At 54.2% G+C, this 26309-nt stretch carries 23 protein-coding genes, 1 tRNA gene and 1 pseudogene; 15 read left to right on the plus strand and 10 right to left on the minus strand.

Features of this window, described 5'->3' with window-relative positions:
* Positions 1-142: 142 nt before the first annotated feature.
* From C5Y44_RS10975 to C5Y44_RS10985, 3 genes are read right to left on the minus strand one after another with little or no spacing between them, the layout of a single operon-like run.
* A complete protein-coding gene (locus C5Y44_RS10975) occupies positions 143-523 on the minus strand; it encodes a hypothetical protein (protein ID WP_066794004.1) in 381 nt (126 codons plus the stop codon).
* A gap of 20 nt (positions 524-543) precedes the next feature.
* On the minus strand, positions 544-1806 hold the full coding sequence (gene mshC, locus C5Y44_RS10980) for a cysteine--1-D-myo-inosityl 2-amino-2-deoxy-alpha-D-glucopyranoside ligase (protein ID WP_105324976.1): 1263 nt from the start codon (positions 1804-1806) through the stop codon (positions 544-546).
* Positions 1807-1839: 33 nt separating this feature from the next.
* The gene (locus tag C5Y44_RS10985; RefSeq protein ID WP_066797608.1) at positions 1840-2667 is read right to left on the minus strand and encodes an undecaprenyl-diphosphate phosphatase; all 828 of its coding nucleotides are present in this window, start codon (positions 2665-2667) and stop codon (positions 1840-1842) included.
* 108 nt (positions 2668-2775) lie between these two features.
* Here C5Y44_RS10985 and C5Y44_RS10990 point away from each other — a divergent pair, with 108 nt between their 5' ends.
* Together C5Y44_RS10990 and C5Y44_RS10995 are read left to right on the plus strand one after the other, a co-directional pair.
* Positions 2776-3813, plus strand: a complete 1038-nt coding sequence (locus tag C5Y44_RS10990; RefSeq protein WP_105325049.1) for a hypothetical protein — start codon at positions 2776-2778, stop codon at positions 3811-3813.
* Positions 3814-3877: 64 nt separating this feature from the next.
* Positions 3878-5020 carry a quinone-dependent dihydroorotate dehydrogenase gene (locus C5Y44_RS10995; protein ID WP_105324977.1) on the plus strand — a complete coding sequence of 381 codons (1143 nt, stop codon included), beginning with the start codon at positions 3878-3880 and terminating at the stop codon, positions 5018-5020.
* A 77-nt stretch (positions 5021-5097) separates the two neighbouring features.
* On the opposite strand, the gene C5Y44_RS11000 is transcribed toward C5Y44_RS10995, so the two are convergent.
* Positions 5098-5514, minus strand: coding sequence for a hypothetical protein (locus C5Y44_RS11000; protein ID WP_105324978.1), 417 nt, complete (start codon positions 5512-5514; stop codon positions 5098-5100).
* A 24-nt stretch (positions 5515-5538) separates the two neighbouring features.
* Entirely contained in the window at positions 5539-6075 is a 537-nt protein-coding gene (locus C5Y44_RS11005) for a YbhB/YbcL family Raf kinase inhibitor-like protein (protein WP_105324979.1), read from the minus strand.
* Positions 6076-6331: 256 nt separating this feature from the next.
* On the opposite strand from C5Y44_RS11005, the gene C5Y44_RS11010 reads away from it, so the two are divergent.
* The 3 genes from C5Y44_RS11010 (at position 6332) to C5Y44_RS11020 (ending at position 7831) form a co-directional block, all read left to right on the plus strand.
* A tRNA-Leu gene (locus tag C5Y44_RS11010) sits at positions 6332-6417 on the plus strand.
* Between the two features lie 68 nt (positions 6418-6485).
* Positions 6486-7226 (plus strand): TVP38/TMEM64 family protein, encoded by a 741-nt coding sequence (locus C5Y44_RS11015; RefSeq protein ID WP_105324980.1) that lies wholly within the window; start codon positions 6486-6488, stop codon positions 7224-7226.
* 5 nt (positions 7227-7231) lie between these two features.
* Positions 7232-7831, plus strand: a complete 600-nt coding sequence (locus C5Y44_RS11020) for a MarR family transcriptional regulator (RefSeq protein ID WP_105324981.1) — start codon at positions 7232-7234, stop codon at positions 7829-7831.
* A gap of 5 nt (positions 7832-7836) precedes the next feature.
* On the opposite strand, the gene C5Y44_RS11025 is transcribed toward C5Y44_RS11020, so the two are convergent.
* A complete protein-coding gene (locus C5Y44_RS11025; protein ID WP_105325050.1) occupies positions 7837-8688 on the minus strand; it encodes a DUF3097 domain-containing protein in 852 nt (283 codons plus the stop codon).
* 47 nt (positions 8689-8735) lie between these two features.
* Here C5Y44_RS11025 and C5Y44_RS11030 point away from each other — a divergent pair, with 47 nt between their 5' ends.
* Positions 8736-9536, plus strand: a complete 801-nt coding sequence (locus tag C5Y44_RS11030; RefSeq protein WP_105324982.1) for a hypothetical protein — start codon at positions 8736-8738, stop codon at positions 9534-9536.
* A 13-nt stretch (positions 9537-9549) separates the two neighbouring features.
* On the opposite strand, the gene C5Y44_RS11035 is transcribed toward C5Y44_RS11030, so the two are convergent.
* From C5Y44_RS11035 to C5Y44_RS11045, 3 genes are all read right to left on the minus strand, one after another.
* Complete coding sequence (locus tag C5Y44_RS11035; RefSeq protein ID WP_105324983.1) at positions 9550-10644, minus strand: ferrochelatase; 1095 nt, start codon at positions 10642-10644, stop codon at positions 9550-9552.
* Positions 10645-10725: 81 nt separating this feature from the next.
* Positions 10726-12483 carry a DIP1281 family NlpC/P60 protein gene (locus C5Y44_RS11040; RefSeq protein ID WP_105324984.1) on the minus strand — a complete coding sequence of 586 codons (1758 nt, stop codon included), beginning with the start codon at positions 12481-12483 and terminating at the stop codon, positions 10726-10728.
* A gap of 704 nt (positions 12484-13187) precedes the next feature.
* Positions 13188-13646, minus strand: a complete 459-nt coding sequence (locus tag C5Y44_RS11045) for a DUF6676 family protein (RefSeq protein WP_105324985.1) — start codon at positions 13644-13646, stop codon at positions 13188-13190.
* Between the two features lie 305 nt (positions 13647-13951).
* Here C5Y44_RS11045 and can point away from each other — a divergent pair, with 305 nt between their 5' ends.
* Both can and C5Y44_RS11055 read left to right on the plus strand, forming a co-directional pair.
* A complete protein-coding gene (can, locus tag C5Y44_RS11050; protein ID WP_233189961.1) occupies positions 13952-16768 on the plus strand; it encodes an aconitate hydratase in 2817 nt (938 codons plus the stop codon).
* Between the two features lie 174 nt (positions 16769-16942).
* Entirely contained in the window at positions 16943-17530 is a 588-nt protein-coding gene (locus C5Y44_RS11055; protein ID WP_066794037.1) for a TetR/AcrR family transcriptional regulator, read from the plus strand.
* Between the two features lie 82 nt (positions 17531-17612).
* Here the strand turns inward: C5Y44_RS11055 and C5Y44_RS11060 are convergent, their stop codons facing one another.
* Positions 17613-18290 (minus strand): NAD(P)-binding oxidoreductase, encoded by a 678-nt coding sequence (locus tag C5Y44_RS11060; RefSeq protein ID WP_105324987.1) that lies wholly within the window; start codon positions 18288-18290, stop codon positions 17613-17615.
* Positions 18291-18447: 157 nt separating this feature from the next.
* Between C5Y44_RS11060 and C5Y44_RS11065 the strand changes: the two genes are divergently transcribed.
* From C5Y44_RS11065 to C5Y44_RS11095, 7 genes and pseudogenes are all read left to right on the plus strand, one after another.
* Positions 18448-18717 carry an ACT domain-containing protein gene (locus C5Y44_RS11065; RefSeq protein WP_006823717.1) on the plus strand — a complete coding sequence of 90 codons (270 nt, stop codon included), beginning with the start codon at positions 18448-18450 and terminating at the stop codon, positions 18715-18717.
* Between the two features lie 17 nt (positions 18718-18734).
* Positions 18735-20093 carry a PFL family protein gene (locus C5Y44_RS11070; protein ID WP_105324988.1) on the plus strand — a complete coding sequence of 453 codons (1359 nt, stop codon included), beginning with the start codon at positions 18735-18737 and terminating at the stop codon, positions 20091-20093.
* A 276-nt stretch (positions 20094-20369) separates the two neighbouring features.
* Positions 20370-21005, plus strand: coding sequence for an ABC transporter permease (locus tag C5Y44_RS11075; RefSeq protein WP_105324989.1), 636 nt, complete (start codon positions 20370-20372; stop codon positions 21003-21005).
* A 4-nt stretch (positions 21006-21009) separates the two neighbouring features.
* A complete protein-coding gene (locus C5Y44_RS11080) occupies positions 21010-22278 on the plus strand; it encodes an ABC transporter ATP-binding protein (protein WP_105324990.1) in 1269 nt (422 codons plus the stop codon).
* Complete coding sequence (locus C5Y44_RS11085; RefSeq protein WP_199186040.1) at positions 22265-23017, plus strand: ABC transporter permease; 753 nt, start codon at positions 22265-22267, stop codon at positions 23015-23017. Before C5Y44_RS11080 ends, C5Y44_RS11085 begins: the two co-directional genes overlap by 14 nt.
* Complete coding sequence (locus C5Y44_RS11090; protein WP_105324991.1) at positions 23014-23970, plus strand: glycine betaine ABC transporter substrate-binding protein; 957 nt, start codon at positions 23014-23016, stop codon at positions 23968-23970. Before C5Y44_RS11085 ends, C5Y44_RS11090 begins: the two co-directional genes overlap by 4 nt.
* A gap of 1064 nt (positions 23971-25034) precedes the next feature.
* Positions 25035-26162, plus strand: a pseudogene (locus C5Y44_RS11095) (HNH endonuclease signature motif containing protein).
* The last annotated feature ends 147 nt before the right edge of the window (positions 26163-26309 follow it).

Below are 26309 nucleotides of genomic sequence, written 5' to 3' on the forward strand. Positions count from 1 at the left end.
TAATACTTTTCTCGTTGATATCGGTTGATTAAAGGTGCCCGTCGCTAAAGGCATGAGTAAGTCCTCGCGGCACCAAATGCGCTAGCGTGCTGCGTCAGTGTACTGCGCTTGGCTCCGCGAGGAGAAAGAGACGAGCTTAGGACTAGTCGAGCTCAGGTAGCTCGCCCAGTGCTTCGTCATCGGCGCCGGTATCAGCGGCTGCCTGAGAGATGAGCTCGTTGAGCTCTTGCTTTTCTTCGGGCTCCAAGATGGCGTCGGCATTCTTGCGATTGAATGCTTCCAGCTCCGTGAAAAATGGTGTCACTGCACCTTTGAGCTGTTCACCTGACGGGTCATCTGGGATCGCATCGAAAGCATCGAAAAGACGCTCAAGGATCGTACGAAGTGAAGGTAGTGCTTTGGGATCGAAAGGTTGGTCCCAAAACTCTTTCTCATCTTCGTTGAGGTAGTCACCCGTGGCGAATGACTCCAGATTGCTCATAAACTCGTCGATTTGTGGCTGATAGGTCGCGCGAATGCTCATGTGGATATTGTCCCCTAAAACTAGGAAATGCGCACGCCCAACAGACCATCGACAGCTGTAGCTACTACCCCTGCTGCCTGTGCAGTGGAAGGAGTCTGCGCCCACTCATCGATTACCTGCAGTGCGCCGACGGTATCCAAGTCATCGGCAAGGCGCTCACGAAGCTGTGAAACTGCCTTGTTCGCCACGTCCTGAGCTTGGGTTTCATCAACGCCGACGCCTGCTGTTTGAGCATTGGTAAATGCGCTGCGCCAAGAATTGAGGCGTTCGATAGCGGTATTGAGTAGCTCGTCGGACCAGTCGCGATCGCCGCGATAATGGTGTGCATACAAACCGAGGCGGATCGCTGAAGGGTCGACGCCCTGCTCTACTAACTTATGCACAAAGACGAGGTTGCCCAAGGACTTTGACATCTTGGTGCCCTCAAGACCGATCATGCCAGCGTGTACGTAGAATTCCGCCATGCGGTCTACACCCAATCCGGCCTCTGCATGAGCTGCTGAGTATTCGTGGTGCGGGTACTTCAGGTCCGAGCCACCGCCCTGAATTAAGAAGGAAGAACCGAGACGATTTGTAGCGATTGCCGAACACTCCACGTGCCAGCCTGGTCGGCCAGGGCCGAATGGGGATTCCCAGGATGGCTCGCCTTCGCGCACAGCGCGCCACAACAAAGCGTCGAGCGGATCTTTCTTGCCCGCTCGCTTGGGATCGCCACCGCGCTCTGCGAAGAACTCTTCCATGGTTGCGCGGTCATAATTCGATTCATAGCCAAATTGCTTGGTGGCATCGATAGACGCGTAAACGTCTGGATATTGCTCATCATCAACGACATAGGCAGCGCCATTTTCCAGGAGCTTTTGAGTCAGCTCGATGACTTCATCGATGGATTCGATAGCGCCGATGTAATCCTGCGGCGGCATGACTCCGAGCTGTTCCATATCGGAGCGGAAGAGCTGGACTTGGCTTTCGCCTAATTCGCGCCAGTCGACGCCATCGCGTTCTGCGCGCTCAAAGAGTGGATCGTCCACGTCGGTGACATTTTGGACGTAGTGAACCTTGTGCCCCTGGTCCAGGAGCATTCGGTAGATGACGTCGAAGGTGACGTAAGTTGCAGCGTGGCCGAGGTGCGTGGAGTCATAAGGGGTAATGCCGCAGACATACATTGTAGCTGTATCGCCTGCGACTTCGACAGGCTTGGTCTTCTCATCCGCTGAGTCGTAGAGATGCAACTGCGCAGCGGTGCCTGGAATTAGGGGTACGGACGGGATTGGCCAAGATTTCATGCCTGCTATCGTACCTAGCTTCAACCGTTAAGTTTAAAAGGGTTGGAGAACTCCGATTGCCAGCAGAATCATAACGAAGATACCCACTGGGATTCGGTAGGCCGCGAACCACTCGAAGGAGTGGTTGGAAACAAACTTTAACAGCCACGCGATGGAGGCGTAACCAACCACGAACGCAACTGCCGTACCGACTAGAAGTTGCATGCCGGACGCGGCTTGGCCAGCAGCCGGATCGAAGGCATCGGGAAGCGAAAAAAGGCCTGATGCCAGTACTGCGGGAATAGCCAGCAGGAAGGAAAATCGGGTTGCAACTTCGCGGTCAAGACCGAGGAACAGACCACCGGAAATGGTTCCACCCGAACGAGATACGCCAGGAATCAGCGCCAAGCACTGGCAGAGACCCATGATGATGGCGTCTTTCATCGTCAGCTCATCAAAGCCGCGATTTTTCTTACCCACGCGCTCAGCGACGATGAACACCAGCGAGAACAAAATCAGCATTCCTGCGGTAATCCACAGGTTGCGCAGCGCATCGCGAATAAGGTCCTTGCCCACGAGTCCCAGAACGCCGATGGGAATGGAGCCCACGATGACAAACCAGCCCATCTTCCAATCCTGGCCGCGGGATTCTTTATCAACCCAGCCTTTGAACCAGCCGGTGAGAATTTGCCAGATCATCTTGGCGAAGAAGACCACTACGGCAAGCTCTGTGCCAAGCTGAATCACTGCGGTGAAGGAAGCACCTGCATCCTGGCCCCAAAAAAGCTCGGACACGATCCGGAGGTGGCCGGAAGAGCTCACGGGGAGAAACTCGGTCAGCCCTTGGACAATGGACAGGACTAAGACCTGCACCCAGGACATGTCGGTCATTTCGGTTGTAGATTGCGCAAGAGTCAGATTTTCCACGCCGGTTATCCTACCCCGCGCGTGGTTCTTTCCTGGTTAGGCCAGCTGATAGAATGGCCAATCGTGTATTCATCTTCTGGTGCAAAAAAGTTCTTGGTCGGCATAATTGCTGCATCATCGCTGGTCATTACAGCGTGCAGCTACAATCCAAATGAAGGCAATGAAACTGAGGTGCAAGGCAATGCCACGCCAGCATCTTCGCCGCAGGATACTGATCCCGCAGGTAACGTCGAAGAATACGGCGAGATCAGTGATATCGCTCATGTTGGAGACACGATTTCCGTTCGCTCTGAGGACACCATTACCTTCGGCGCCCCCAACTCCTTGGGCAATCCCCTGAAGATTTCCCCTTCGTGCGGTGACCTGAATTCCTCTGCTGGCTTCTTCTTTATCGGCTGCGGGGACAAGGTCTACAAGATTGACCCAAACAACCCCAGCGATCCCCGCGTGATTCCGGTTGATGTCGACTTTGCGGTCACCGCCGCAACTGAGTTGTCTTCCGGCGAGCTTTTCCTTGCATCGAATGAGACCAAAGACATCGTCATTTATAAAGACGGTGAAGTGATTGATGATTTCACGGTTGAAGAACCCTCTGATCAACTCCTTGCGGTTCCGAACCAGGCCGGCGTCGATAACGTCATCCGCATCAACCGCGAGGCAACGACGATTCAAAACCTGGATTGGGAAAACTCCCGCGAAGGTGGACGCCTTCGCGCAGGCATTGGTCTTGGCCAAGGCACAGTCGGTGAAGATGGCACCATTTTGGTTTCGGACACCCTCGGTGGCCGCCTCATGGTCTACACCTCTGAAGACGTTGTCCGCCAACATCAATTTGGCCCAGTTGACGGCTCACCATGGGGTGTGGCCTGGGATGAAAAGCGTCAGATTGCTTGGGTAACGACCACCGATAATAACTTGGTGCACGGTTTTAATATCTCCACTGGTGTGCCTGAACTGGTCACAACGTTAGGGACCGTCGCTGATGCGCAAAGCATTCAGGCTTTGGACAATGGCGACCTTGTGATCGGCTCTGCAACGGGTGCTGGTCTGCAGGTTATTCCCGCTGCTGACATCGATGAATCTGTAGAAAACCCTAAGTAATATATTTTCACCAAGGCTTCGATTATTCGGGGCCTTTATTTTAGGCTCTGGAAGGTCAACCGCAATGAACTTTGTTAACAAGCTTGGATCGAATGCTGGAAGATTGGCGAATTCGGCTCGCCGCACTGGGTACGAGCTCGCGCTCAAGACTATGTTCAAAATTGATCCAGAACGTATCCACGTCATGGCCAATTCGCTTATGGGCGCAATCAATAAGGTCCCACCGGTGTACAAGGCGCTCGGAGCAGTCTTGCCGGTCAATGATCCGGTGCTGGCACAGGAAGTCTTCGGCGTCACCTTTCCACGGCCACTGGGTCTTGCTGCAGGCTTTGATAAAAACGCCGCTGCTGCGGACGCATGGTCTGCAATCGGCTTTGGCTATGCGGAGCTTGGCACGGTAACCGCTAAGGGGCAGCCAGGCAATCCTCAGCCACGCTTGTTCCGCTTGCCGGAAGATAAAGCCATCTTGAACCGCATGGGCTTTAACAACGCAGGCGCAGCGGAAGCCGCACGCAACCTGCACAAGCGCAAAACTAAGAGCGTCATTGGAATCAATATCGGAAAGACTAAAGTCACCCCGGCAGATGAAGCAGTTGCTGATTACCGTCGCTCCGCCTCACTACTGGGAGACCTTGCGAACTTCCTCGTTGTGAATGTCTCCTCCCCTAATACGCCGGGCTTGCGCGATCTCCAGGCCGTAGAATCTTTGCGCCCGATTCTCTCGGCCGTGCAAGAATCCACGTCAGTTCCGGTGCTGGTGAAGATTGCGCCTGATCTCTCCGATGAAGATGTCGACGCAGTCGCTGACCTTGCCGTTGAACTTGGACTCGCCGGCATCGTGGCGACCAACACCACCATCTCGCGTGAAGGCTTAAATTCCGATGACCAGTTCGTGCGCGAATTAGGAGCAGGTGGCATCTCCGGCGCTCCAGTCGCAGCACGCTCGCTCGAGGTCTTAAAGCGTCTCTATGCGCGTGTGGGCGACAAGCTCGTGATTATCTCAGTCGGCGGTATTACTACCCCACAGCAAGCCTGGGAGCGCATCACCAGCGGTGCTAGCTTGCTGCAGGGATACACGGGATTGATTTATGGCGGACCGGACTGGATTCGCGATATCCATAAGGCCATCGCAGCGCAGATCCGCGCGCATGGCTTGAGCAATATCTCAGAGGCAGTTGGCTCTGGTTTGGGCTGGAAGCACGGCTAAGTAAAAAGCAGCTAGGGCTACCACTATTTTTCAAGTGGTAGCCCCTAGCTGTATCTATCCAGGACGAGCCCGTGGGACTAAGCCTTGGGCATCACCGAACGCCGCAGGATGAGCGCACACAATAACGCCGCGCCGCCGTAGAGCACCAAGAAAGACTGGTGCTGGACGAGATAAACATTCTGCGGGACAAAGCGGCTGCCGATAATCAGCAGCACTGCTATCGCCAATGCAACTACTTGGACGACACTGGACTTTTGGTCAGTTCGGACCGTAGCAAAACCACCGACGAGCAATGCGGCGATGATGATTGCGACGCGGATAGGCGTCCATGCAAAAGGTGTTCCCCATCCATCAGTAAATACTGCAACTAGTGCGAGTAGGAACAACACTGCCGCCAGCGCCATGAAGGCACCGCCGACGCGAACTTGAATGGGAATGCTCACGCCCGGGTTCTTGCCCGAGCTCTGAGAAGACTGAGGGGAATTTTGCGCCATGGTTAATTAGATTAACTGGTCGGCTTAGTTTTGTTCGTACCAACCCCACAAGATGGAACGTCCAATGGTGTGGAAGTAGAGATTGAAGCCCAAAACCGTAGGTGTTGCGTCCGGATCGATATCGAGCGTCTCCACATCGAGAGCATGCACGGAATATAGGTAACGGTGCGGTGCGTGACCTGCTGGTGGCTGCGGGCCGTAATACTCACGCTGCCCGCCGTCGTGCTTCAAGGAGATAACACCTTCGATGCCCAGGTCGGCTTGCGAGCCTGCTCCTTGTGGCAATTCCGTGACATCCGCAGGGATGTTGAACGCTGCCCAGTGCCAGAAGCCGGCACCTGTTGGCGCATCGGGATCCAACAGGGTTACTGCCAAAGACTTCGTACCTTCAGGAAGATCCGCCCACTGCAGCTGTGGGGAAACATTTGATGGTGCGCGGAATTGCTCTGCAATCTCATCGCCATCGGCGAGGTCGGTGGAAGTCAAAGTAAATGCTGGAGGGTTGCCCAGTGGTTCATATGGATCTGGGCCTGGAAAGCGGGCTTCATTGTATGTAGGCATAGCTCCATTTGTACCGGAGATCACAGAATTTTTCCGTGGCCTACCAGATCTCGCCCGCGTAGATCCCAGCAGAAAACATGGACCGCGCCTCTCGACACGGTCACACCATCTGACACCAATGTGTTTTATAAGACGGTTTGACGTGACCAATAGTCGCGTTTTAGCGCATTGAGCTGGCGATTTGTAAGGTGTGCTAGTTAACCGATACAGTTAGTCCGTGCCTAACGGAGCCCTGTGCCTCGTTATATAACACCCAGCCCGGGTGGCGGAATGGCAGACGCGCTAGCTTGAGGTGCTAGTGTCCTATTAACGGACGTGGGGGTTCAAGTCCCCCTCCGGGCACAATATTTTAGTCCTAGGTTGCATAATGCGGCCTAGGACTTTTTGCTTGCTGGAAGGTTATAGCGCTGGTGTCATCGTTTATGTCGTGGATTAAAAGCTTCGCTGAGTTTCTAGGTGGGCTTTTAAAAGACGCCGTGGCATCGATAAGCCAATGGAGCTGGACACGACGTTTGATAGTCGCAGCAGCGACCATCGCAGTGTTGGCCGTTATTTTCTTTGTGGACCTGCCCGGCGTTGAGCAACTGCGCACATGGGCCAATGGGGCTGGTTCTTGGTTCATAGCTCTGTTTTGGCTGTGCTATGTCATCCTCACCCTCTTTCCCCTTCCAAGGACAATCTGGACGGTGTCTGCGGGCGTTCTCTTCGGTCCGGTAACCGGGTTAGCGATTTCCTTAACTGCCCTGACCGTTTCCGCCGTGATCGCACTTTTAGTTGTGCGCGGACTGCTTGGTGATTGGATGCGTCCGCGGCTGAACCACCCAGCGGTCGCGGGAATTAATGCCCACCTCGAGCACCGCGGGTGGCTTGCCATCGCCTCCTTGCGCTTGGTAGCAGGGGTCCCCTTTTCCTTGCTTAACTACGCCGCGGCGTTGACAGCTATTCCCGTGGGACAATTTGCCGTTGCCACGCTGGTCGGGTCGATCCCAACTACGGCAATCGGTGTCTTTTTCGGCGACCTATTAACAGGGCAAATGCACCCTGGAATCATCGCGGCGATGATCGTGTGTGCCCTAGTGGGAGTCGGTGGATTAATCCTCGACTCGCGGATGCCAGTTACACAATTAAGTCAAGGCAACACCGTAGACTAGTTGTTATGTTAGCTGTCCATGCACGTTACCGTGGCCGCGCTGTACGGCGCGCTGAATTAGTTGAACGCTCCGCCGCTGCACTCTCGACTTTGGATGGTGTCGGTGAGTTTGAGTTTCTTGGCGTCGAAGATATTTGCGCCGAAGTCGACACTGCGACAGCAGTGTGCGAGGTTGCCATGGCATTGCTTGCCGATGGCTCCTGGGCCATCTCCATCGGTATCTCCCACGATGACGCTAAAAAGACTGCAACGCAGGGTCTGAAAGCATCGGCACGCCCGGGCCAGGTCTATGCCACCATCGAACCTGCCATCGCCAGCGGCACTGGCTCAAAGGCAGCGAAAGAAAAGGCGAAGAAGGATGCCTCCAATATTGTCGCAGCCTTTGCCCTATTAAGTTTCGTTCTTGGAAAGCGCACGGCGGAAGGGCGTGAGGCGACCTCCTTGGTGCGCTCGGGCTTTAACCAAAATGAAGCTGCTGAAGAATTAGGTATTTCTAAGCAGGCCATGTCCCAGCGGCTGCAAGCTGCCGGGTGGGCTGCTGAGGGCGCGGGGTGGCAACTAGCAGTTAATCTGATTGCTGCCGCAAACCCTTCTTTAGAATCTTAAGACTTCTAAAGAAGGTCGTGCTTGGAAAGCTCTGGTGTGGTCACAAAGTCCACTAAGCGCTCGACTGCGCCTATCAAGGTTGAGTCTAGATCTCGGAAGTTGTTGACCGAATTGTAGACGCGGCGCCAGCCTTCTTTCGGGTCTGACCAGCCTAGGCGCTCGCATACGCCAGTCTTCCAGTCCTCACCATAAGGAACGTCGGGCCAGGCTTTAATCCCGACGGCCTGGGGTTTTACCGCCGCCCAAATATCGATAAAAGGATGGCCAGTAACTAGCACGTGCTCCCCTACGGTTTCAGTCATGCGGGTTTCTTTGGAGCCCTGCACCAAGTGGTCCGCGAGCACGCCAACGCGACGGCCTTTTTCCGGCCTAAATTCAGCCAATCGCTCTTCTAAGTTGTCGAGTCCTTCCAGATATTCCACCACGACGCCCTCGACGCGCAGGTCATGCCCCCAGACGCGTTCGATGATGGCCGCATCATGAATACCTTCGACCCAAATCCGTGAGGGCGCCGCAACTTTAGCTTCCACATTCGCTACACGCCGTGAGCCTGAATTCGACTTTGTCTCGGTCTGACGCGGGGCGACATAACGCTCGAGGGAAACGCGGTTTCCTTCATATAGAAAGCCGCCTTTAATCAGGTTGAATACTCGCTGGGCACCGTAGCGGTCTTCTAAGCGGATAACGTCTCCGTAGACGGTTTTATCAACCCCCATGACAGCACCCACGAAGTCATCACCAAAGACTTCCACTACCATGCCCGGCTTGGCGGGAATGACGGGATATTCAACGGGTTTATTTCGGGCGTGTCCACCGAGGATATCGCCTGCATAAGGATCGCGGGAAGAAAAACTCATGCCGGCCATTTTATCGCCACAAGCAGTCTCCACTAGACTGGCTCGCCATGGATATGCGCGAACAGGTGTGGTCACCACTTCAAAACACGGCCGTATGGATGGGGGCATGGCTTTATGGTCATGAGCCAGCTGACGATGTCCTAGCGGCACTTAATGAACTAGGCGGCGCACAGCGTCTGGTATCGAGCCCTGACGATCTTGCAACGACTCGCCCTTTCATCGATGCGCTATCGCTTATCCGCGAAGCAACGTCCACGGTAAATACTGCAGACGGTCCAAGCTTGCGTCTGGTTCTTGCAGGCCCCGGCGATCCGCCTGCATTGCCCGCTGGTTCTCCAGCTACCATCGCGGCGACAATCAACGGTCAAGGGGCGCTGGTCGTGCGCATACAGGCTGATAATCCTGCTGATGAGCACCATCTAGTCCTAGTACCAGAAAAGACAGCGCGCGGAACAGACTGGACCATCTTTAAAGAGTCCGCGCCCCTGCCTTCGCCCGCGTGGTTAAGCCCCGGTGATGCCGATGCCTTACTATCCCAAGCGACCGAAGAATCGGCGGCCCTGATTGAAGCGATGGGTTATAAAACGGACAAAGTCCCCAATCCGCGTTTAACGGTGGGGACTTTGGCTGACTTTTATGACACCCCAGGACTGCCATCGAGTACTCCTGCGCGCTCAGCAAAGCTATTTGCTCGCGCGGATCGCGTAGCTGCGATCATTGAAACAGTCACCGATCGCGTCGGTGACCACAGCCTCGACCCGCAGCTCTTTCGCCTCTGGCGCCATGTACGAGCAGCGCGCGTAGCCGGAGTCGACTACGCGCTGATCGATTTTGCTCGCGGTGCCTAGACCCTACGGCAACTTAGGCAGAAGTCTTAGCTTGCTTTAACGCCCAGATATCACAGCAGCCTGCGGCGCAGGGGTTGCCATTTTTCGTGCGCCCTTGCACGGTGACATCACCTAGGATTTCAGGCTTGCAGCCCGCGGTGTTTTCCTCGATCAAATCGACAATCATCGCGGCGAAGGAATCTTTAGGACCCACGGTATTCGCGCGGGAAACCTGTACTCCAAGCTCCTGGGCTGCATCGACAAGCTCTGTGTCCAGGTCCCAAATGACCTCCATGTGATCGGAGATAAAACCGATCGGAGAAACCACCACGGCTTTAACGCCATTTTCCGCATGGATTGCCTCGGTGTGGTCAACAATATCGGGCTCCAGCCACGGCGTGCGCGGATCGCCGGAGCGTGACTGCCACACCACGTCATACTCCTCAACGCCGGCGGCCTCAGCGACTAAGCGGGCTGCTTCAGCAACCTGACGCGAGTAGAGATTGGGATTATCCTCGCCGCCGCCGACTTCGTCGTGTGCCGTTGGAACAGAATGCGCCGTAAAGAGCACGCGCATGCTATCGCGCTTATCTTCATCAACCGCAGCAATTGCTTCTTGCAACGCCTTTGCATTTTCCTCGATGAAATCTGGGTGCGAGAAGAAATGACGCAGCTTTACCATGTCAATACTTGGAAGGTTCTTATCTTCCAGGTGCTTCCGCACACGCACGATGTCTTCGTTGTATTGACGACACGCTGAATATCCGCCCCACGCAGAAGTGGCGAATACGAGGGCGGAACGAACACCGTCGGCCACCATTTGCTCAGCGGTGTCTTCAGCTAGCGGGTGCCAGTTGCGGTTGCCGAAGTACACGGGCATATCGATGCCGCGGGACTTCAGCTCCTTTTCTACATGGTCAATGATTTCGCGGTTGAGGTCATTGAGCGGGCTTTTGCCGTTGAAGTGGAAATAGTGCTCTCCTACTTCTACTAAGCGCTCGCGTGGAATGCCGCGTCCACGCGTTACGTTCTCTAGAAATGGAACGACCTCCTCATTGCTTTCCGGGCCACCGAAGGAAAGTACGAGGAGGGCATCATAATCACGGGGGTTTGGGGATGATTCGGTCATAGTGAAGCATCATACCAACTAAAGTTGGATATTTAGAACCACCGTGAGGTTGGGTCTGACACACTTATCAGTGCGTGAATTTTAGAGCAGACGAACTGCGTATTCTGACATTCCGGACCAGCGAACCGGGCTCTTGGTTACAGTTTGACCGGACTGTGGGGCTTCCAGCATCATGCCGTCGCCCAAGTAGATAGCGACGTGGTGATTGCCACTAGGGCCATAGAAAATCAGGTCGCCGCGTTCCATCTCTTGCGGACTAATGTGCTGGCCCTTGTTGTACTGGTAGCCGGTAAAGTGCGGCAGCGAGATGCCAACGCCAGCAAAGGCGTAGATCATCAAACCTGAGCAGTCGAAACCGACCTTATTGTAGTCACCGAAGGAATCGGCAACGCCTCCGTCGCGAATACCCTTGGTAGGACCATTCGCGTCGCCGCCGCCCCAGGCATAAGGAACGCCAATTTGCGACTCGGCACGTGCGATGACCGCTTCGATCTTCTCGCTGCGGGAGGCATCGCCAAGCTCTGCTGCCGCGGACTCTTCCACGGAACTTGCAGTCGGCAGATCTTCTAAGACGCCAGCCAATTCAGCTGCGGAGCTAGATTCTTCTGCAGGTCCTTGTTGTGGAAATAGCGCACTGCTGCCAGCGACCAATGCTTCGGATGTTGCTTCTGTAGAGGAAGTATCTGCGCCACCTGATGTTGAATCGACAGAAAGTTCTGGCTGGGAAGCAGCAATGATTGCCGCTGCTGCACCTACGGCGAGACCCGCCAATTGCGCTGCCTGGTCACCATCAACACTGCTGCCTTGACTTGGCTCAGCCTGTGCTGGAGCATCGCCTGGGGTTCCAGCAGCTGAAGGCGCTACTGGCGCGGAGTAATTCTGCGTGGAAGACTGCGCAGGCGTTTCCTGGGACGAAGAAGCGTCTGCAGGCTCAGCGGTTTCACTAGCCGACTCAGATTCACTGTTTGCAGCAGCTTCCGGCTCGGAGGTTTCCGACTCTGCCGAGGGCTCTGATGCTTCGCTTGTCGATGCAGGAGACTCGCTAGGGCTCGTTTCTTTAGCCTCCGTGGACGCTTCAGATTCCGAAGGTTCTTCGCCACGTGCCGAGGATAATGCTGCTTGTGCCTCTTGCTGAAGGGCAACCAGCTTTTCATGCTCAGAGGAGACTTCGCTGACGCGCGTTTGGTTTTGCTCCAGCACAGCGCGAGCTTCATCTTCAGCTGCTTCGGCATTAGCTTCACGCTCAACCGCTAGCTGCTCAGCCTTGCGCAGCTGAGATTCCTTATTGGACTTCTCAGTGCGTACTCGTTCCAATTCAGTAACGGTGCCCTGCTGCTTTTCTGCTTGAGAGCGCAGGAAACTCTGGCGCGTGAGCATGTCCTCCCGGGCATCGCCACCAGCAGCACTGGTGACAGACTCTGAGGTATTGGCACGACGATAAGCCGAACGAGAAATCTCGTCCAGTTTTTCCTGTGCGCCTTCGACGTCTACCTGGGCATCGTCAAGCTCACTGCGTGCAGCAAGGGTTCCGCGTCGTGCTTGCTCAGAAAGGTTGCGCGCGTCCTGCAAGTCAACCAAAGCCTGGTTGGCGCGCTCACGGAATTCACCGAGTTCGCCTTCCAGACGGGCTATTTCTTCCTGGACATCGGCAATCGCACCGGCCAAAGAAGCAACCGAAACATCACCGTTTAAGACACCTTGAAGCTTTTCGATAGCGGAAGTGTTTTCTTCAGCAACCGCTGGGGTTGTTGTGGAGATCAGCGAAACGCTGAGCGTACATGCGACAGCTGCTAAGGCTGCCCGCATACGATGCGTGCGCTTGGAAGAGGTGGTGGCCACGAATTAACTCCTCACACCACCACCAGAAGTCAAAGCCATGATGCGGTGGAGTGATTTGAGCATAGAAATGCCCGGGAGCCCTTACTCAGGCTGCCGCGAACACACGCTTATTTGCACACGCGCTCTTCAGCGCCTCAATAAAGACCCTCACTCCTGACAACCAGCAGTGGGTGCTCAGTAAAAAGCGAATAGAAAATACGCCTCCGCGAATTAATTGCTACCGAATATTTGCCACTGCAAAGACCCCACTATTGACCAAGAATGCTTCAGCTCTTGGCGTGCTTCCCCACATGCCCGTGCTGACTTCATGCATCACTGTCAATATTCAAGTCTTAAACCGTGACTAATTATCACTAGAACCAACTCGTGAGTCGATGTTTGAACCATACGACACACACCCAACCCCTCGCATCTACTTTCACAAGAAACACATACGTCAAGCACCGCCACATGACTTAACTCGGGTAGGTAACCAGCACTTCTGTAATCAATTCGTGACAATTGTAATGTTGGTCACACTTGGCAAAGCGCGCGCAATAATCTACCGGGATAGCCACCATCGGCGTGATATGGAGAAGCGACCCCAGTGTTCTGCCTAAAATCCGCAGGCCAACGCCCAAAAGGCTCTCATTGCCGGATGATGCGCAAGAAAAAACCGCCCGCTCCAACAAGGGAGGGGCGGCGAAAAGTAAAGGGGTGATGCCTTACTTTTGAATAACGGACCTATATACAAACAGTCCCGCGACGACGAGGGCGACAACAACCATCGCCACAATCAGCGGCCAGGGAACGCCGAAGGGATCGACGCCGGCATAAAACCGGTCAAGTAACTCAACTTGATTTACGCCTTGCGTTATATCACCCTGTGTCGCTTCGATAGCCGCACGCGAGTAGGTGTCGCTAACTGCAGATACATTACGCACGGTTTGCACAACGACAGTATCTAGCCCGGTTGCATCTTGAAGTTCTTGTGCAATATCTCGCGCGTCGGCAAGCCGTGTTGGATAAACATCAACAACAGCTATGCCGTGCGAATCCTGGAGGGCGGAAACGATTGGGCCTTGAATCTCTGCATTGGTAGCAAGATCGGGGTTTGAAAACGCCACGCCATCTTCTGCGAGCTGTGCAGAAAGGTCGGGGATGTCAACGCCCTCTGGAATCATTACGTGCTACCCCTTTTGTCGTGTAGTCCATTGGTGGATACTTCAAGCCTCTTCCCAGGTTATATCCAAATTGGGTGCTTTGAGTAGCGATGACGCGCCGATAAACCGCAAATAGTGGAAACAGTACGCGCGTTCCGTTAGTATCGAAGGCGTCCAACGAGATACCTCACTACAATGGGAGGATGAACCATTCGGTTCGCCTCATTAGCGTTTGACTGAAAACCCATGACTCAAGCGGTTAGAAGGCAGCGGGTGGTGAGGATAACTGAATGTTTAGTTCAAAACAACAAGGAATGGAGCTCCCTGTGACTGAAAGCTTGAACTCCTTTGATACCAAGAAGACTCTTGATGTCAATGGCAAGGAATACACTTATTTCGACATTACCGCCGTTGAAGGCCTCGAGAAGCTTCCATACTCTCTGAAGGTCTTGGCAGAAAACCTTCTGCGCACCGAAGACGGTAAGAACGTAACCGAAGAGCACATCAAGGCTCTTGCAAACTGGGACCCAGAAGCTGAGCCAGAGACTGAAATTCAGTTCACCCCAGCTCGTGTTCTGATGCAGGACTTCACCGGTGTTCCATGTGTTGTCGACTTGGCAACCATGCGTGAGGCAGTTTCCGCACTGGGTGGCACCCCAGACCAGGTAAACCCTCTGAACCCAGCTGAGATGGTTATTGACCACTCCGTTATTACTGAGGCCTTCGGCTCCGCTGATGCTTTGGAAAAGAACGTTGAGATTGAGTACCAGCGCAACGAAGAGCGCTACCAGTTCCTGCGTTGGGGTGCTGAGAACTTCTCCAACTTCAAGGTTGTTCCTCCAGGAACCGGTATTGTCCACCAGGTAAACATTGAGTACCTGTCCCGCGTAGTCTTCGACAACGACGGTCTGGCATACCCAGATACCTGTATTGGTACTGACTCCCACACCACCATGGAAAACGGCCTGGGCATTCTGGGCTGGGGCGTTGGCGGCATCGAGGCTGAGGCCGCAATGCTTGGCCAGCCAGTTTCCATGCTCATCCCTAAGGTTGTTGGCTTCAAGCTGACCGGCGACATCCCAGCTGGCGTTACCGCAACCGACGTGGTTTTGACCATCACCCAGATGCTGCGTCAGCACGGCGTAGTCCAGAAGTTCGTAGAGTTCTACGGCAATGGCGTTAAGTCCATCCCACTGGCAAACCGCGCAACCATCGGCAACATGTCCCCTGAGTTCGGTTCCACCGCGGCGATGTTCCCAATCGACGAGGAAACCATCAAGTACCTCGAGCTGACCGGTCGCCCACAGGAGCAGATCGATCGCGTCGAGGCTTACGCTAAGGCTCAGACCATGTGGCTGGAGCAGGACGGTGTAGAGCCTAAGTTCTCTGAGTACCTCGAACTCGACCTGAGCACCGTTGTGCCTTCCATCGCTGGCCCTAAGCGTCCACAGGACCGCATCCTGCAGTCCGAGGCGAAGGAACAGTTCCGTAAGGACCTGGGCAACTACACCACCGACGAAGTTCTTGTCGACGAGTCCTCTGCTGCTGCAAAGCGCATGACCTCCGAGTCCGGCATTGTTGCTGACGGTGACGACGTCACCGGTGGCCTGAACTACTCCCGCGCTGGTAAGGGCGAGTCTGCTGCAGCTGGTGCTGTTGGCCGTCAGTCCAACCCAGTTATCGTTGAGTCCCCTAACGGTGGCGAGTACACCCTGGACCACGGCATGGTTGCTATTGCTTCCATCACCTCTTGCACCAACACCTCTAACCCATCGGTCATGATCGGTGCTGGTCTGATTGCTCGCAAGGCTGCTGAGCTCGGTCTTGAGTCCAAGCCATGGGTTAAGACCATTTGTGCTCCTGGTTCCCAGGTTGTTGACGGCTACTTCCGTCGTGCAGACCTGTGGAAGGACCTTGAGGCTATGGGCTTCTACCTCTCCGGCTTCGGTTGCACCTCTTGTATCGGTAACTCCGGCCCACTGCCAGATGAGATCTCTGATGCCATCAACGAGCACGACTTGGCTGCAACCGCAGTTCTGTCGGGTAACCGTAACTTCGAAGGCCGCATCTCCCCTGACGTGAAGATGAACTACCTGGCTTCGCCAATCATGGTCATTGCTTACGCAATCGCCGGCACCATGGACTTCGACTTCGAGACCCAGGCTCTGGGTCAGGACAAGGACGGCAACGATGTCTTCTTGAAGGACATCTGGCCATCCACCGAAGAGATCGAAGCAACCATCCAGGAAGCTATCTCCCGCGAAATGTACGAAGCCGACTACGCTGACGTATTCAAGGGCGACGACGCATGGCGCAAACTGAACGTTCCAGAAGGCGAGACCTTCAAGTGGGACGAAGACTCCACCTACATCCGTAAGGCACCTTACTTCGACGGCATGGAAGCTGAGCCAGCTCCAGTTCAAGACATCAAGGGCGCTCGCGTTCTGGTGAAGCTGGGCGACTCGGTCACCACTGACCACATCTCCCCTGCTTCGGCTATTAAGCCAGGCACCCCAGCTGCTCAGTACCTAGATGCACACGGTGTTGACCGCGTTGACTACAACTCCTTGGGTTCTCGTCGTGGTAACCACGAGGTCATGGTTCGCGGTACCTTCGCTAACATCCGTCTGGCTAACCAGTTGGTTGATATCACCGGTGGCTACACCTTGGACTTCACCAAGGAAGATGCACCACAGTCCTTCATCTACGATGCGTCTGTGAACTACCAGGAAGCTGGCATCCCGCTGGTCGTCCTCGGTGGCAAGGAATACGGTTCCGGTTCTTCCCGTGACTGGGCTGCTAAGGGCACCAACCTGCTGGGTGTTAAGGCAGTTATCGTTGAGTCCTTCGAGCGTATTCACCGCTCCAACCTCATCGGTATGGGCGTTGTCCCACTGCAGTTCCCTGCTGGCGAGTCTCACGAGTCCCTCGGCCTTGACGGCCACGAGACCTTCGACATCGAAGGCCTTGAGGAACTCAACAATGGCACCACGCCAAAGACCCTGAAAGTCACCGCAACCAAGGATTCCGGCGAAAAGGTTGAGTTTGACGCCACCGTTCGTATCGACACGCCGGGTGAGGCTGACTACTTCCGTCACGGCGGTATTCTGCAGTACGTTCTGCGTCAGATGGTCAAGTCTTAAGATAAAGGCTGACTGTCACCGCCGGAAGTTGCTAAGAAATTGCACCAGGCGATGACGACAGAATAAAGCGGGGTCACGATTATTTGTCGTGACCCCGCTTGGTCTTTAAACCTTCGTTTATAAACCTCTATATCCCGTAGTGTCTTACTATTTTCAAAGGAGCAGGCTGAGCTTATGCCAATCATTAGCGATGAAGAGCTAAACCGCCGTCGCCATGACATCTTGGTGGGCGCGCGTAAATGCTTTGCGGACCATGGCTATGAAGGCGCTACTGTTCGCCTGCTCGAGGAAGCCACAGGGAAATCTCGCGGCGCAATCTTTCACCACTTCGGTGATAAAGAATCGCTGTTTCTGGCACTCGCTAAAGAAGACACGCTGCGCCAGGCAGAAGTCGTAGCCAATAACGGTCTGGTTGAGGTGATGCGCGAGATGTTGCGCCACCCCGAACGCCACGACTGGCTGGCTACGCGCTTAGAGGTTGCCTCGCTGGTGCGCACTGACCCGTCTTTCCGTGTCCGATGGAAAGACCAGCAGTCCATCTTGGATGAGGCCATGCGTGCTCGTCTGCGCTCTAAAGCAGAGCAAGGCCGCGTGCGCGGTGATATCTCCGTGGACACGCTTATGGCTTATCTACAGACATTTATGGACGGGTTTATCTCTCGGTTAGTGCAAGGCGATACTCATGACCTCGAAGCCGTTCTGGATATCGTAGAGCACTCTATTCGTACGGCAACCTCAGCGAAGTTAAAAGCAACCGAGTAGCAGTAGAAAACGCCCAAGGGCCGGGCACATCCTGAAGTACATAGGATGTGCCCGGCCCTTTCTCTAGATTCAGGCCTAGGTTTTAGGACTCCCAGATGCTGGAGACTGGCTTGTCGCCGGTGAAGAACTCCAGCGGTGCGTGTGGTGGCACCTTGTCTTCGTTGATGATCTCAGTGATGACATTGGCAACCAATTCGCGTGGGGTCTTAGCATCGCCGTCGCGCACACTGCCTGGCTCGGTGACGGTAATGCCAGCAGCTGGGTCTTCAGTTAGAAGGCCAGGGCCTAGAATTACGTGGTCGAGGCTCGAGGAATTGATCCGGTTATCGGCATTCTTCTTCGATTCCACGTAGGCATACCAAGAGCCACCGTCATTTTCTACTTCGTTGGTGGTAGCGCCCATGTAGGAAATCATAATTAAACGTGGCGCCTTATCCCCGAGTGATTCCATGCCCTCAACCAAGGCGATGGCGCCATCTTGGTCAACGGCAAAAGTGAGTTCAGCACCACCCCGGCCACCGTTGCCGGCGCCCCAGACGATGACATCGAAGCCATCGACAAGCTGTGCCCAATCAGCAGCACTTTGCTTCGTGATATCTGCGATAACTGGAGTAGCACCAAGGCCTTCCAGTTCAGCTTTGTAATCAGGATTGCGCACGAGCGAGTGAACTTCGTGACCTTTTTCTACGAGCTTCGGGGTAGTCAGCAAACCAATCTTGCCGTGACCACCGATGTACAGAACTTTCTTCGTAACAGTCATGACCCCACCCTAACCGCGTCGCGGGGAAATTCCCACCGTCGCGACGTATTTTACGAACATCAGCACAACTTTGAAGCGAAGTAAGTTTAGCCACCTAATAGCAAATGGCGTCGAGCCTGTTAACGCTTGTGAATCGTAGCTAGCTAGGATGTTATTTATGATTGCCATCATGACTGTTACCGGTGCCGATCGCACTGGAATTATTGCCCAAGTAACCACTGCCCTCGCGGAACTCAACGTCAATATCGTGGACGTGTCCCAGACTTTGATGTCGGGTTATTTCACTATGATTTTGCGCGTGGAACTTCTTGATTCGGAAACTTCTATTCAAAAGATCCAAGAGCGCATGAAACCGGTTGAGGAAGAAACCCAGCAGGTCATCCGTATTCAGTCGGAAGACCTGTTTACCGCGATGAACGAAATTTAAAGGGAGCCGCATTCGCAATGGCATTTGAAACACACGGCATCCTAGACACCATCGAGATGATTGAGAAATATCGTCTCGATATCCGCACCGTTACCATGGGTATTTCCTTGTTGGGCTGTACTCGCACCACCATGGAAGAGACCTGCCAGGCTATTTATGATCGGGTAACCACTCAGGCTGAGCAACTCGTTGAGGTTTGTGAGGGCATTGAAGCTGAGCTGGGTATTCCTATCGTCAACAAGCGCATCTCCGTCACCCCTATCTCTTTGGTTGTTGCAGGCGTTGACGGTGACCCGGTTGATGCCGCTAAGGCTTTAGATAAGGCCGCTAAGAAGGTGGGCGTTAACTTTGTCGGCGGTTACTCTGCACTGGTTGAAAAGGGAGCAACCACCGCGGAAAAGAAGCTGATTAACTCCATTCCGGAAGCTCTGGCGACTACCGACGTGGTGTGCTCTTCGGTCAATATTGCATCGTCGCGCGCAGGTATCAATATGAATGCCGTGGCGAAGATGGGCGAGATTATTAAAGAATCTGCCGAGCTGACCAAGGATAACTCGGCAATCGCCTGTGCAAAGCTCGTCGTCTTTGCCAACTCCGTGGGCGATAATCCGTTCATGGCCGGTGCCTTCCACGGTATTGAAGAGCCAGATTGCGTCGTATCCGTCGGTGTCTCTGGCCCAGGCGTTGTTGACCGCGCGCTGGGCAACCTTACCGGGGCTTCCTTGAATCAGGTCGCTGAAGAGATCAAGAAGGCGGCGTTTAAGATCACCCGCGCTGGCCAATTGGTAGGCAACATGGCCGCAGAGCGCCTCGGCGTGCCTTTTGGCATCGTGGACCTTTCCCTGGCTCCTACCGCGGAGTTGGGCGACTCGGTCGCGCACATCTTGGAGCACATGGGCCTGGACCAAGTCGGAACCCATGGCACTACCGCGGCACTCGCGCTGCTTAACGATGCAGTTAAGAAGGGCGGCATGATGGCATGCTCCCGTGTTGGTGGTTTGTCTGGTTCCTTTATCCCTGTCTCTGAAGATAAGGGCATGATCGATGCTGTACGCTCCGGTGCAATTTCTATGGACAAGCTTGAAGCCATGACTGCAATCTGCTCAGTTGGCTTTGACATGATCGCGCTTCCTGGTGATACCTCTGCCTCGACTATCGCCGGCATGATTGCTGATGAAGCAGCCATTGGCGTGATGAACCATAAGACCACCGCGGTGCGCGTCATCCCGGTCCCGGGCAAGACTGTCGGCGATGAAGTTAACTTTGGTGGACTGTTGGGCTACGCGCCCATCATTCCTGTCAACACGGTGGGCAATTCCGAGTTCATTTCCCGCGGAGGATTCATTCCCGCTCCGGTACATGGATTTAGAAACTAATACCCGATAGTTTCACCCCCATACCTGTGGTGCGGCCAAATATTTCTGGCCTCATCATAGGTATTTTTTATAACTCAATACGCTGGGGTTTTGGCCGCATTTTGGGGGTTAAATCCAAAACATCCTGCATACAGGCTCAATCTTTCTGCGGATTTCCCCGCGAATCGGTGGAGAAACGAATTTATAATTAGTAACGTTTACTTATCCATTCATTTGGTTTATTTACGTGACCGGTATGTATTAATCGTTTCTATTGAATCTGGGCAGGTGACTATTTTGGGCGAGTTCATTATTGACCGCTGGCAAGACATCACCTTTCGCGCTTACCAGCATGCTTCATTGGTATTCCAGTCGGTGTTGCTAGCGCTAGTCATTGCACTCATTATCGCGGTTTTAGTTTCTTCGCACCATCGTGCGACCGCAATTGCTAACTCACTTTCATCAATTGGCTTAACGCTGCCGTCTTTGGCGCTATTGGGCCTGGCCATTCCACTGTTTGGAATCGGCACCATTCCTTCAGTTGTTCTCGTCGTGTTTTACGCGGTGTTACCGATTTTGCGCAATGCCATCGTGGGCTTGCAAAACATTGACCCGGGAATTATTGAATCAGCTCGGGGGCAAGGCATGAGCCCGGCCGCTGTTTTATTTAAAGTTCAATTGCCGCTAGCGTGGCCGGTGATCATGACCGGCGTGCGTGTCTCGACCCAGATGTCTATGGGCGTTGCCGCCATCGCCGCTTATGCGCTGGGCCCTGGTTTGGGTTCTTATATCTTTTCGGGCTTAAGCCAAATCGGCGGTGCGAATGCCTTGAACTATGCATTCGTCGGCACCATCGGCATCGTCATTATCGCACTTGTTGTCGATGCACTTTTGGCACTTCTGCAAAAACTCACCACGTCAAAGGGGCTATAGGAATATGTCTGAAACTTCTAAAGCACGCGCTGCCTCCGATTCAAGTACTCCCGCTAGTGCCAGTTCCACGAGCACTAGCACCGCGGGCGCAAGCACTGCGGGTGCGAGCATTGAGTTCAAAAATATTACGAAGAAGTACCGCGGCCAATCATCACCAGCCGTTGATAATTTGTCGTTGGAAATCCCTGCAGGTGAGTTGGTCGCCTTCGTCGGCCCGTCGGGTTGTGGCAAGACCACCTCGCTCAAGATGATCAACCGCTTGGTGGAACCTACTAGTGGCCAGATCCTGATCAATGGCGACGACGCTATTAAGCGCAATCCGACTGAGCTGCGCCGCCAAATTGGCTACGTGATTCAAGGTGGTGGCTTACTCCCCCATATTTCCGTCGCTGACAATATCGCTTTGGTGCCTTCGCTGCTGAAATGGCCTAAAGCTAAAATCACCAAGCGTACTGATGAGCTTTTGGAGATGGTCGGGCTGGATCCGTCCATCTACCGCGACCGTTTCCCACGTGAGCTCTCCGGTGGTCAGCAACAGCGCGTTGGTGTAGCCCGCGGTCTAGCGGCGGACCCACCAGTGGTCTTGATGGATGAGCCTTTTGGTGCAGTCGATCCCATCACGCGTGCTCGTTTGCAAGATGAGCTGGTAAATATCCAGTCTGAGCTGGGCAAAACTATCGTCGTGGTGACCCACGATATTGATGAAGCTATCAAGCTAGGCCACCGCATCCTTATCCTGGAACCGGGCGCCAAAATTGCGCAATACGATACGCCAGAACATATCTTGGCTGCTCCGGCATCCGACTTCGTGGAGGATTTCATCGGCTCGGGCTCTGCATTAAAGCAGCTGAACCTGCGTCGCGTGGATGAATTCCCCTTGGAGCAGCCTCCAGTTGCGCGCATTGGTGACAATGCCGCAGAAGCCATCCGTCATGCACGCGAGGCTAAGCAAAAGTCTGTCATTGTGCTCGATAATCAGGACCGCCCCCGCGAATGGGTGCAGCTACGCCAGCTGGAGCGCGTGGATAGGATTCCAGAGCCGAAGATTGAGTTGTCATCGACAGTCGATGCCCGCTCAACCGTCAGCGATGCTATGTCCGCCATGCTGGCCTCGTCCCACGGCGGTGCGATGGTCACCCGCCGCGGCAAGTACATCGGCGTTATCAGCTACGACACGGTCAACGACTACATCCGCAGCCTCAATGAAGCTGCCGCTCACGATGCAGCCGATGACGCATCGCCAAAGGAGGTCGACTCCGGTGGAGAAATTTAAAACCCTCAAAGGCGAAAATCGCCTCCTTATTCTGGGCATCCCTGTTCTAGTTATCACCGCCGTGGCAGGTTGGGCTATTTGGCGCTCTACCGCGACCTTGGATGATATTGAAGCCCGCACACTCGCCCCTGCTTCCGTCATGAGTTTGACCTGGGAGCACTTGCTCATCGTCGTGGTATCGGCAGTGTTTGTGCTAATCACAGCGATTCCGCTGGGTATCGTGCTAACGCGCCCCGCCACGCAATTTTTAAGCCCTGTGGTTACCGCTATTGCCAATATTGGCCAGGCAGCACCGGTTATCGGCGTTATTGTTCTGCTGGCTATTTGGCTTGGCTTCGGCCCACCGGTTGCTATCTTGGCGCTGTGGTTCTATGCCTTCTTGCCAGTGCTAGCGAACGTCGTCGCTGGTTTGCGCGGGGTGGATAGCTCGCTGGTGGAAGCCGCACGCGGCTTATCGATGTCCCCCATGCAAGTCCTCTTCAAGGTCGAACTGCCACTGGCACTGCCGGTGATTATGACTGGCGTGCGAACCTCATTGGTCTTACTCGTTGGTGCAGGCGCCTTCGCGACTTTCATTGACGCAGGCGGTTTGGGCGGTCTGATCACCGCGGGCATCAACTTGTACCGCAACCCAGTGTTGATTTCTGGCGCAGTGCTCATCGCCGCTTTGGCATTGGCCATTGAGTGGGTCGGCCGCGTCCTAGAAATTAGCTTGACACCGAAGGGAATGCTGAAGTGAAAAAAGTATTAGCAACGCTAACAGCAGCAAGCACCTTATTCTTAGCAAGCTGTGGCTTGGGCACAGCAGGTGGCTTGATTCCTTCGAGTGAGCTGCAAGGCGACCTCGCCGATATTGACCTAGAAGGCGCGGCCATCGGTGTCGGTTCTAAAAACTTCACTGAGCAGATTATCCTGGGCAAAATCGCAGCCATCCTTTTGGAATCTGCAGGTGCTAATGCTCGCGATCTCACCAACGTGCCGGGCTCGACTTCAGCGCGTCAGGCGCTGGTTTCTGGAGACCTGGACATGATGTTTGAGTACACCGGCACAGCGTGGATTACGTACATGGGCAATGCTGATCCGATCCCGGATGAGCAGGAACAGTACGAAGCGGTCCGCGAAGCCGATGCTGCCAATGATATCGAGTGGCTACCCGTGTATCCCCTGAATAATACCTACGCGTTGGCATCGAATCAGGAGGTGGCCAATGAGTATGGTTTGGAAACACTGCACGATATCGCGAACATTCCGATGGAAGAGCAAACCATCTGTACAGATGCTGAGTTTCGCGCGCGTAACGATGGCCTCTTCCCACTGCTGAAAGAATACGGGCTGGAGGAACCACCGCACGACAACATCATGGAAATGGATGTCGGTGCAGTCTATGCGGCCGTTGCAAACGGTGACTGCAGCCTAGGCGTGGTCTTTACAACCGATGGTCGCATCCCAGCGCTTGACCTCAACGTTCTGGAAGACCCCGAAGCTTTCTTCCCGAAGTACAACCTAGCAATGACAGTGCGTTCTGAAGTCTTAGAGGAACACCCCGAGATCGAAGAGCTCTTCGCTCCCCTGGCCGATATCCTGACCAACGAACGGATGCAGGAACTTAACGCCCGCGTCGATATCGATGGCGAAGACTACGCCGATGTGGCCTACGACTTCCTCGTCGAAGAAGGTTTCCTCGCCGAGTAGTCTTCCTTCAGTTCCCCACTCACGATAAATCATGGGTGCCGTCTCCGAAGTGGAGCGGCACCCAAAGCACGTTGGTCATAGCCCTTAGATCAAAATCTTGGACTGACGGTCAAAAGTGTTAAGGGTTGGCGTCCCCATACCCAGAAAGAATTTTCAAGATGAAGCGACTTCTCCCTATCGCAGCTACGTCCCTTCTGGTCGTTGGTTGCTCAGCACCAGATTCCACACCGGCTACATCAAGCACAGTTGATACAGCCCCGTCTAGCACCAAGACATCCACTCAGCTCGCAAGCAGTAGCTCTACAACGAGTGCAGCAACTACCACTTCAGATCCGTTCCCCTCGCTGGAGCCTGAGCCGACAGAACAATCCGAAAACCATGTGCCTGCCGAAGCTGCTGAACCCTACATTGTGGAATGTATCGGCATACCTCCTGGAATCCAATCCAGAATGTCCGACGGCTCAACTATTTACACTGACTACTGCTTTGAGCAGCTCGGAGGTCCCGAGTATCTAGAAGCCGAAAGTTGGGCAAACAGCCCAGATAATCCCGCACGTGCTGCGTACCTTGAGGAACAAGAACGTCTTGCTAACATCCCCTATGCAGATGGAGGTACCTGTCCTGCCTACAAATGTGGTTACGGTACTAATAGTCAGGGAGAACGGAATCCCTCCTCTGGTGAGCTTCAAGCAGTTGTCGCGTGCGATACCGGTTATATCACTGACCCTGAACATTGCGAATCACTCGAGTGGGTTAGGGACCACAGTTACGAGTAATTGATCAATCCCAGGTTCTTTCTGCTTCCACTAAAGAGTGAAATAGGAGCAGAAAAACTAGAGACCCCAAGTTGATCACGAGAGTCAAGAATTGCAGATCCGCTTCTAGGGTGTGCCTTTCACTCAATCTCGTAGCATTTGCTCTTGCCTGATTGTCTTACCTGATTATCTTTCCTGTGGATAACTTCGCCGTTTGGGTGACGTGTCATGTGAAATTCGGGCAGATTTTTGAACTTGCACTAGCGCTAGCTTGCGGCGGCTTTTAGTGTCGAAGTCATGGACCCATTAATGAAAGCTTTCAAGCTTCTCACCAGCAACGGCATTGGCTTTTTACGCCTGTGCGCTGAGTACTCCCCTTACGATCTAGCCGATGACGGCATTGAAATTTCATTAGCTAAAAATTACACCCGACTTGCAAGCACCCTTTTTAGCCCGTGTGATTCCCCACGAGTGCAGCGCGAGGCTATAGCCCTTGCCGAAGAGCGCCAGTTGAGCGTCAACCATCTGCTGATGATTAACAAGCACGCCAAGAAGCTCAAAGCCCGCGGCGCGGCGTGGAAGCTTCGCGCTGAACTTATCGCTCGTGAAGGGTCTTTAGAAGAAGTCAATGAATACGCCAAAAAGCGCATCACCGAAGAAGGCGGCGATAAACCCAAACAACGCGGCGTGCGCGTAGGCCGAGCTATTGATGGCCTCCGAACCATTAGCATCACCGATACCCAACGGAAGATTACCGACTTAGAAAAGACGCTTGATGCTGCCATCAAAGACGATGACCAGCCACGTTCTGAAGCATTGCTGGAACCCTTCTGGGACCTAGTCGAAGGTGATGGCACCGGGCTTATCAAGCCTGAATAACGCACAGTGATTGCTATCGGTCTCGACGATTTCGAGAAAGTCTCTTGCGGCAAGGGCGAGGAAGTAATCGTCGCCTTATCCGACGGCACGACCATGACCGGTGCCGAGTTTATTAACACCGCGATGGAAGGTGCACTCGGAGACAAACTCTACGTCGGGCTTTTCCACCCCACCGCCGGGCCAGTCAATCTCTACGAAGCCCGATTCGCGTCAGACAAGCTGCGCACTCTTGCCATGGCGGAGAACCTGGTGTGTCCGTGGCCGGACTGCAACGTGCCTGCCGATCGGTGCCAGGTGCACCATATCGATGCTCATAAGAACGGTGGGCACACTAAGCCATCAAACTTGACGATGTTGTGTAAGTATCACAACGGCGTCAATAACGATGACCCAGACGGTCAGCGCAACAAACGCAGACCAGGAAAGCCGAAACGAGGCAAGCCCAATCGCGGGAGGATGCGCCGCCACCGCGGCAAGGTCCGCCTGCACACCCCAGGCGGCAAACTGGTGGGCAACACCCATGCCCTGAGCAGCATGGGAGCAATGAACCTGATCTAATTCCCAGGACAAGAGAAAACCCAACTAGAAATACCATCTAGTTGGGAAATTCGGCGATCGGTTTTTCAAAAGTGGAAGCCCACGAACGCTGCTACGACTGATCAAGTCCTTGCACGATAATGTTAGACAGCCTCTAGTACACCTGCA

This window comes from Corynebacterium sp. J010B-136 (assembly GCF_002967075.1).
In the GTDB taxonomy this organism is placed as follows: domain Bacteria; phylum Actinomycetota; class Actinomycetes; order Mycobacteriales; family Mycobacteriaceae; genus Corynebacterium.

Excerpts from the sequence above, each read along its gene's own strand:
- C5Y44_RS10995 (WP_105324977.1), top strand. The coding sequence starts at position 3,878 with ATGAACTTTGTTAACAAGCTTGGATCGAATGCTGGAAGATTGGCGAAT.
- C5Y44_RS10985 (WP_066797608.1), bottom strand. The coding sequence starts at position 2,667 with ATGTCCTGGGTGCAGGTCTTAGTCCTGTCCATTGTCCAAGGGCTGACC.
- C5Y44_RS11000 (WP_105324978.1), bottom strand. The coding sequence starts at position 5,514 with ATGGCGCAAAATTCCCCTCAGTCTTCTCAGAGCTCGGGCAAGAACCCG.
- C5Y44_RS11025 (WP_105325050.1), bottom strand. The coding sequence starts at position 8,688 with ATGAGTTTTTCTTCCCGCGATCCTTATGCAGGCGATATCCTCGGTGGA.
- C5Y44_RS11070 (WP_105324988.1), top strand. The coding sequence starts at position 18,735 with ATGGCATTTGAAACACACGGCATCCTAGACACCATCGAGATGATTGAG.
- C5Y44_RS11065 (WP_006823717.1), top strand. The coding sequence starts at position 18,448 with ATGATTGCCATCATGACTGTTACCGGTGCCGATCGCACTGGAATTATT.
- C5Y44_RS11005 (WP_105324979.1), bottom strand. The coding sequence starts at position 6,075 with ATGCCTACATACAATGAAGCCCGCTTTCCAGGCCCAGATCCATATGAA.
- C5Y44_RS11055 (WP_066794037.1), top strand. The coding sequence starts at position 16,943 with ATGCCAATCATTAGCGATGAAGAGCTAAACCGCCGTCGCCATGACATC.
- C5Y44_RS11035 (WP_105324983.1), bottom strand. The coding sequence starts at position 10,644 with ATGACCGAATCATCCCCAAACCCCCGTGATTATGATGCCCTCCTCGTA.
- C5Y44_RS11045 (WP_105324985.1), bottom strand. The coding sequence starts at position 13,646 with ATGATTCCAGAGGGCGTTGACATCCCCGACCTTTCTGCACAGCTCGCA.
- C5Y44_RS11020 (WP_105324981.1), top strand. The coding sequence starts at position 7,232 with ATGTTAGCTGTCCATGCACGTTACCGTGGCCGCGCTGTACGGCGCGCT.
- C5Y44_RS11080 (WP_105324990.1), top strand. The coding sequence starts at position 21,010 with ATGTCTGAAACTTCTAAAGCACGCGCTGCCTCCGATTCAAGTACTCCC.
- C5Y44_RS10975 (WP_066794004.1), bottom strand. The coding sequence starts at position 523 with ATGAGCATTCGCGCGACCTATCAGCCACAAATCGACGAGTTTATGAGC.
- C5Y44_RS11060 (WP_105324987.1), bottom strand. The coding sequence starts at position 18,290 with ATGACTGTTACGAAGAAAGTTCTGTACATCGGTGGTCACGGCAAGATT.
- C5Y44_RS11030 (WP_105324982.1), top strand. The coding sequence starts at position 8,736 with ATGGATATGCGCGAACAGGTGTGGTCACCACTTCAAAACACGGCCGTA.
- mshC (WP_105324976.1), bottom strand. The coding sequence starts at position 1,806 with ATGAAATCTTGGCCAATCCCGTCCGTACCCCTAATTCCAGGCACCGCT.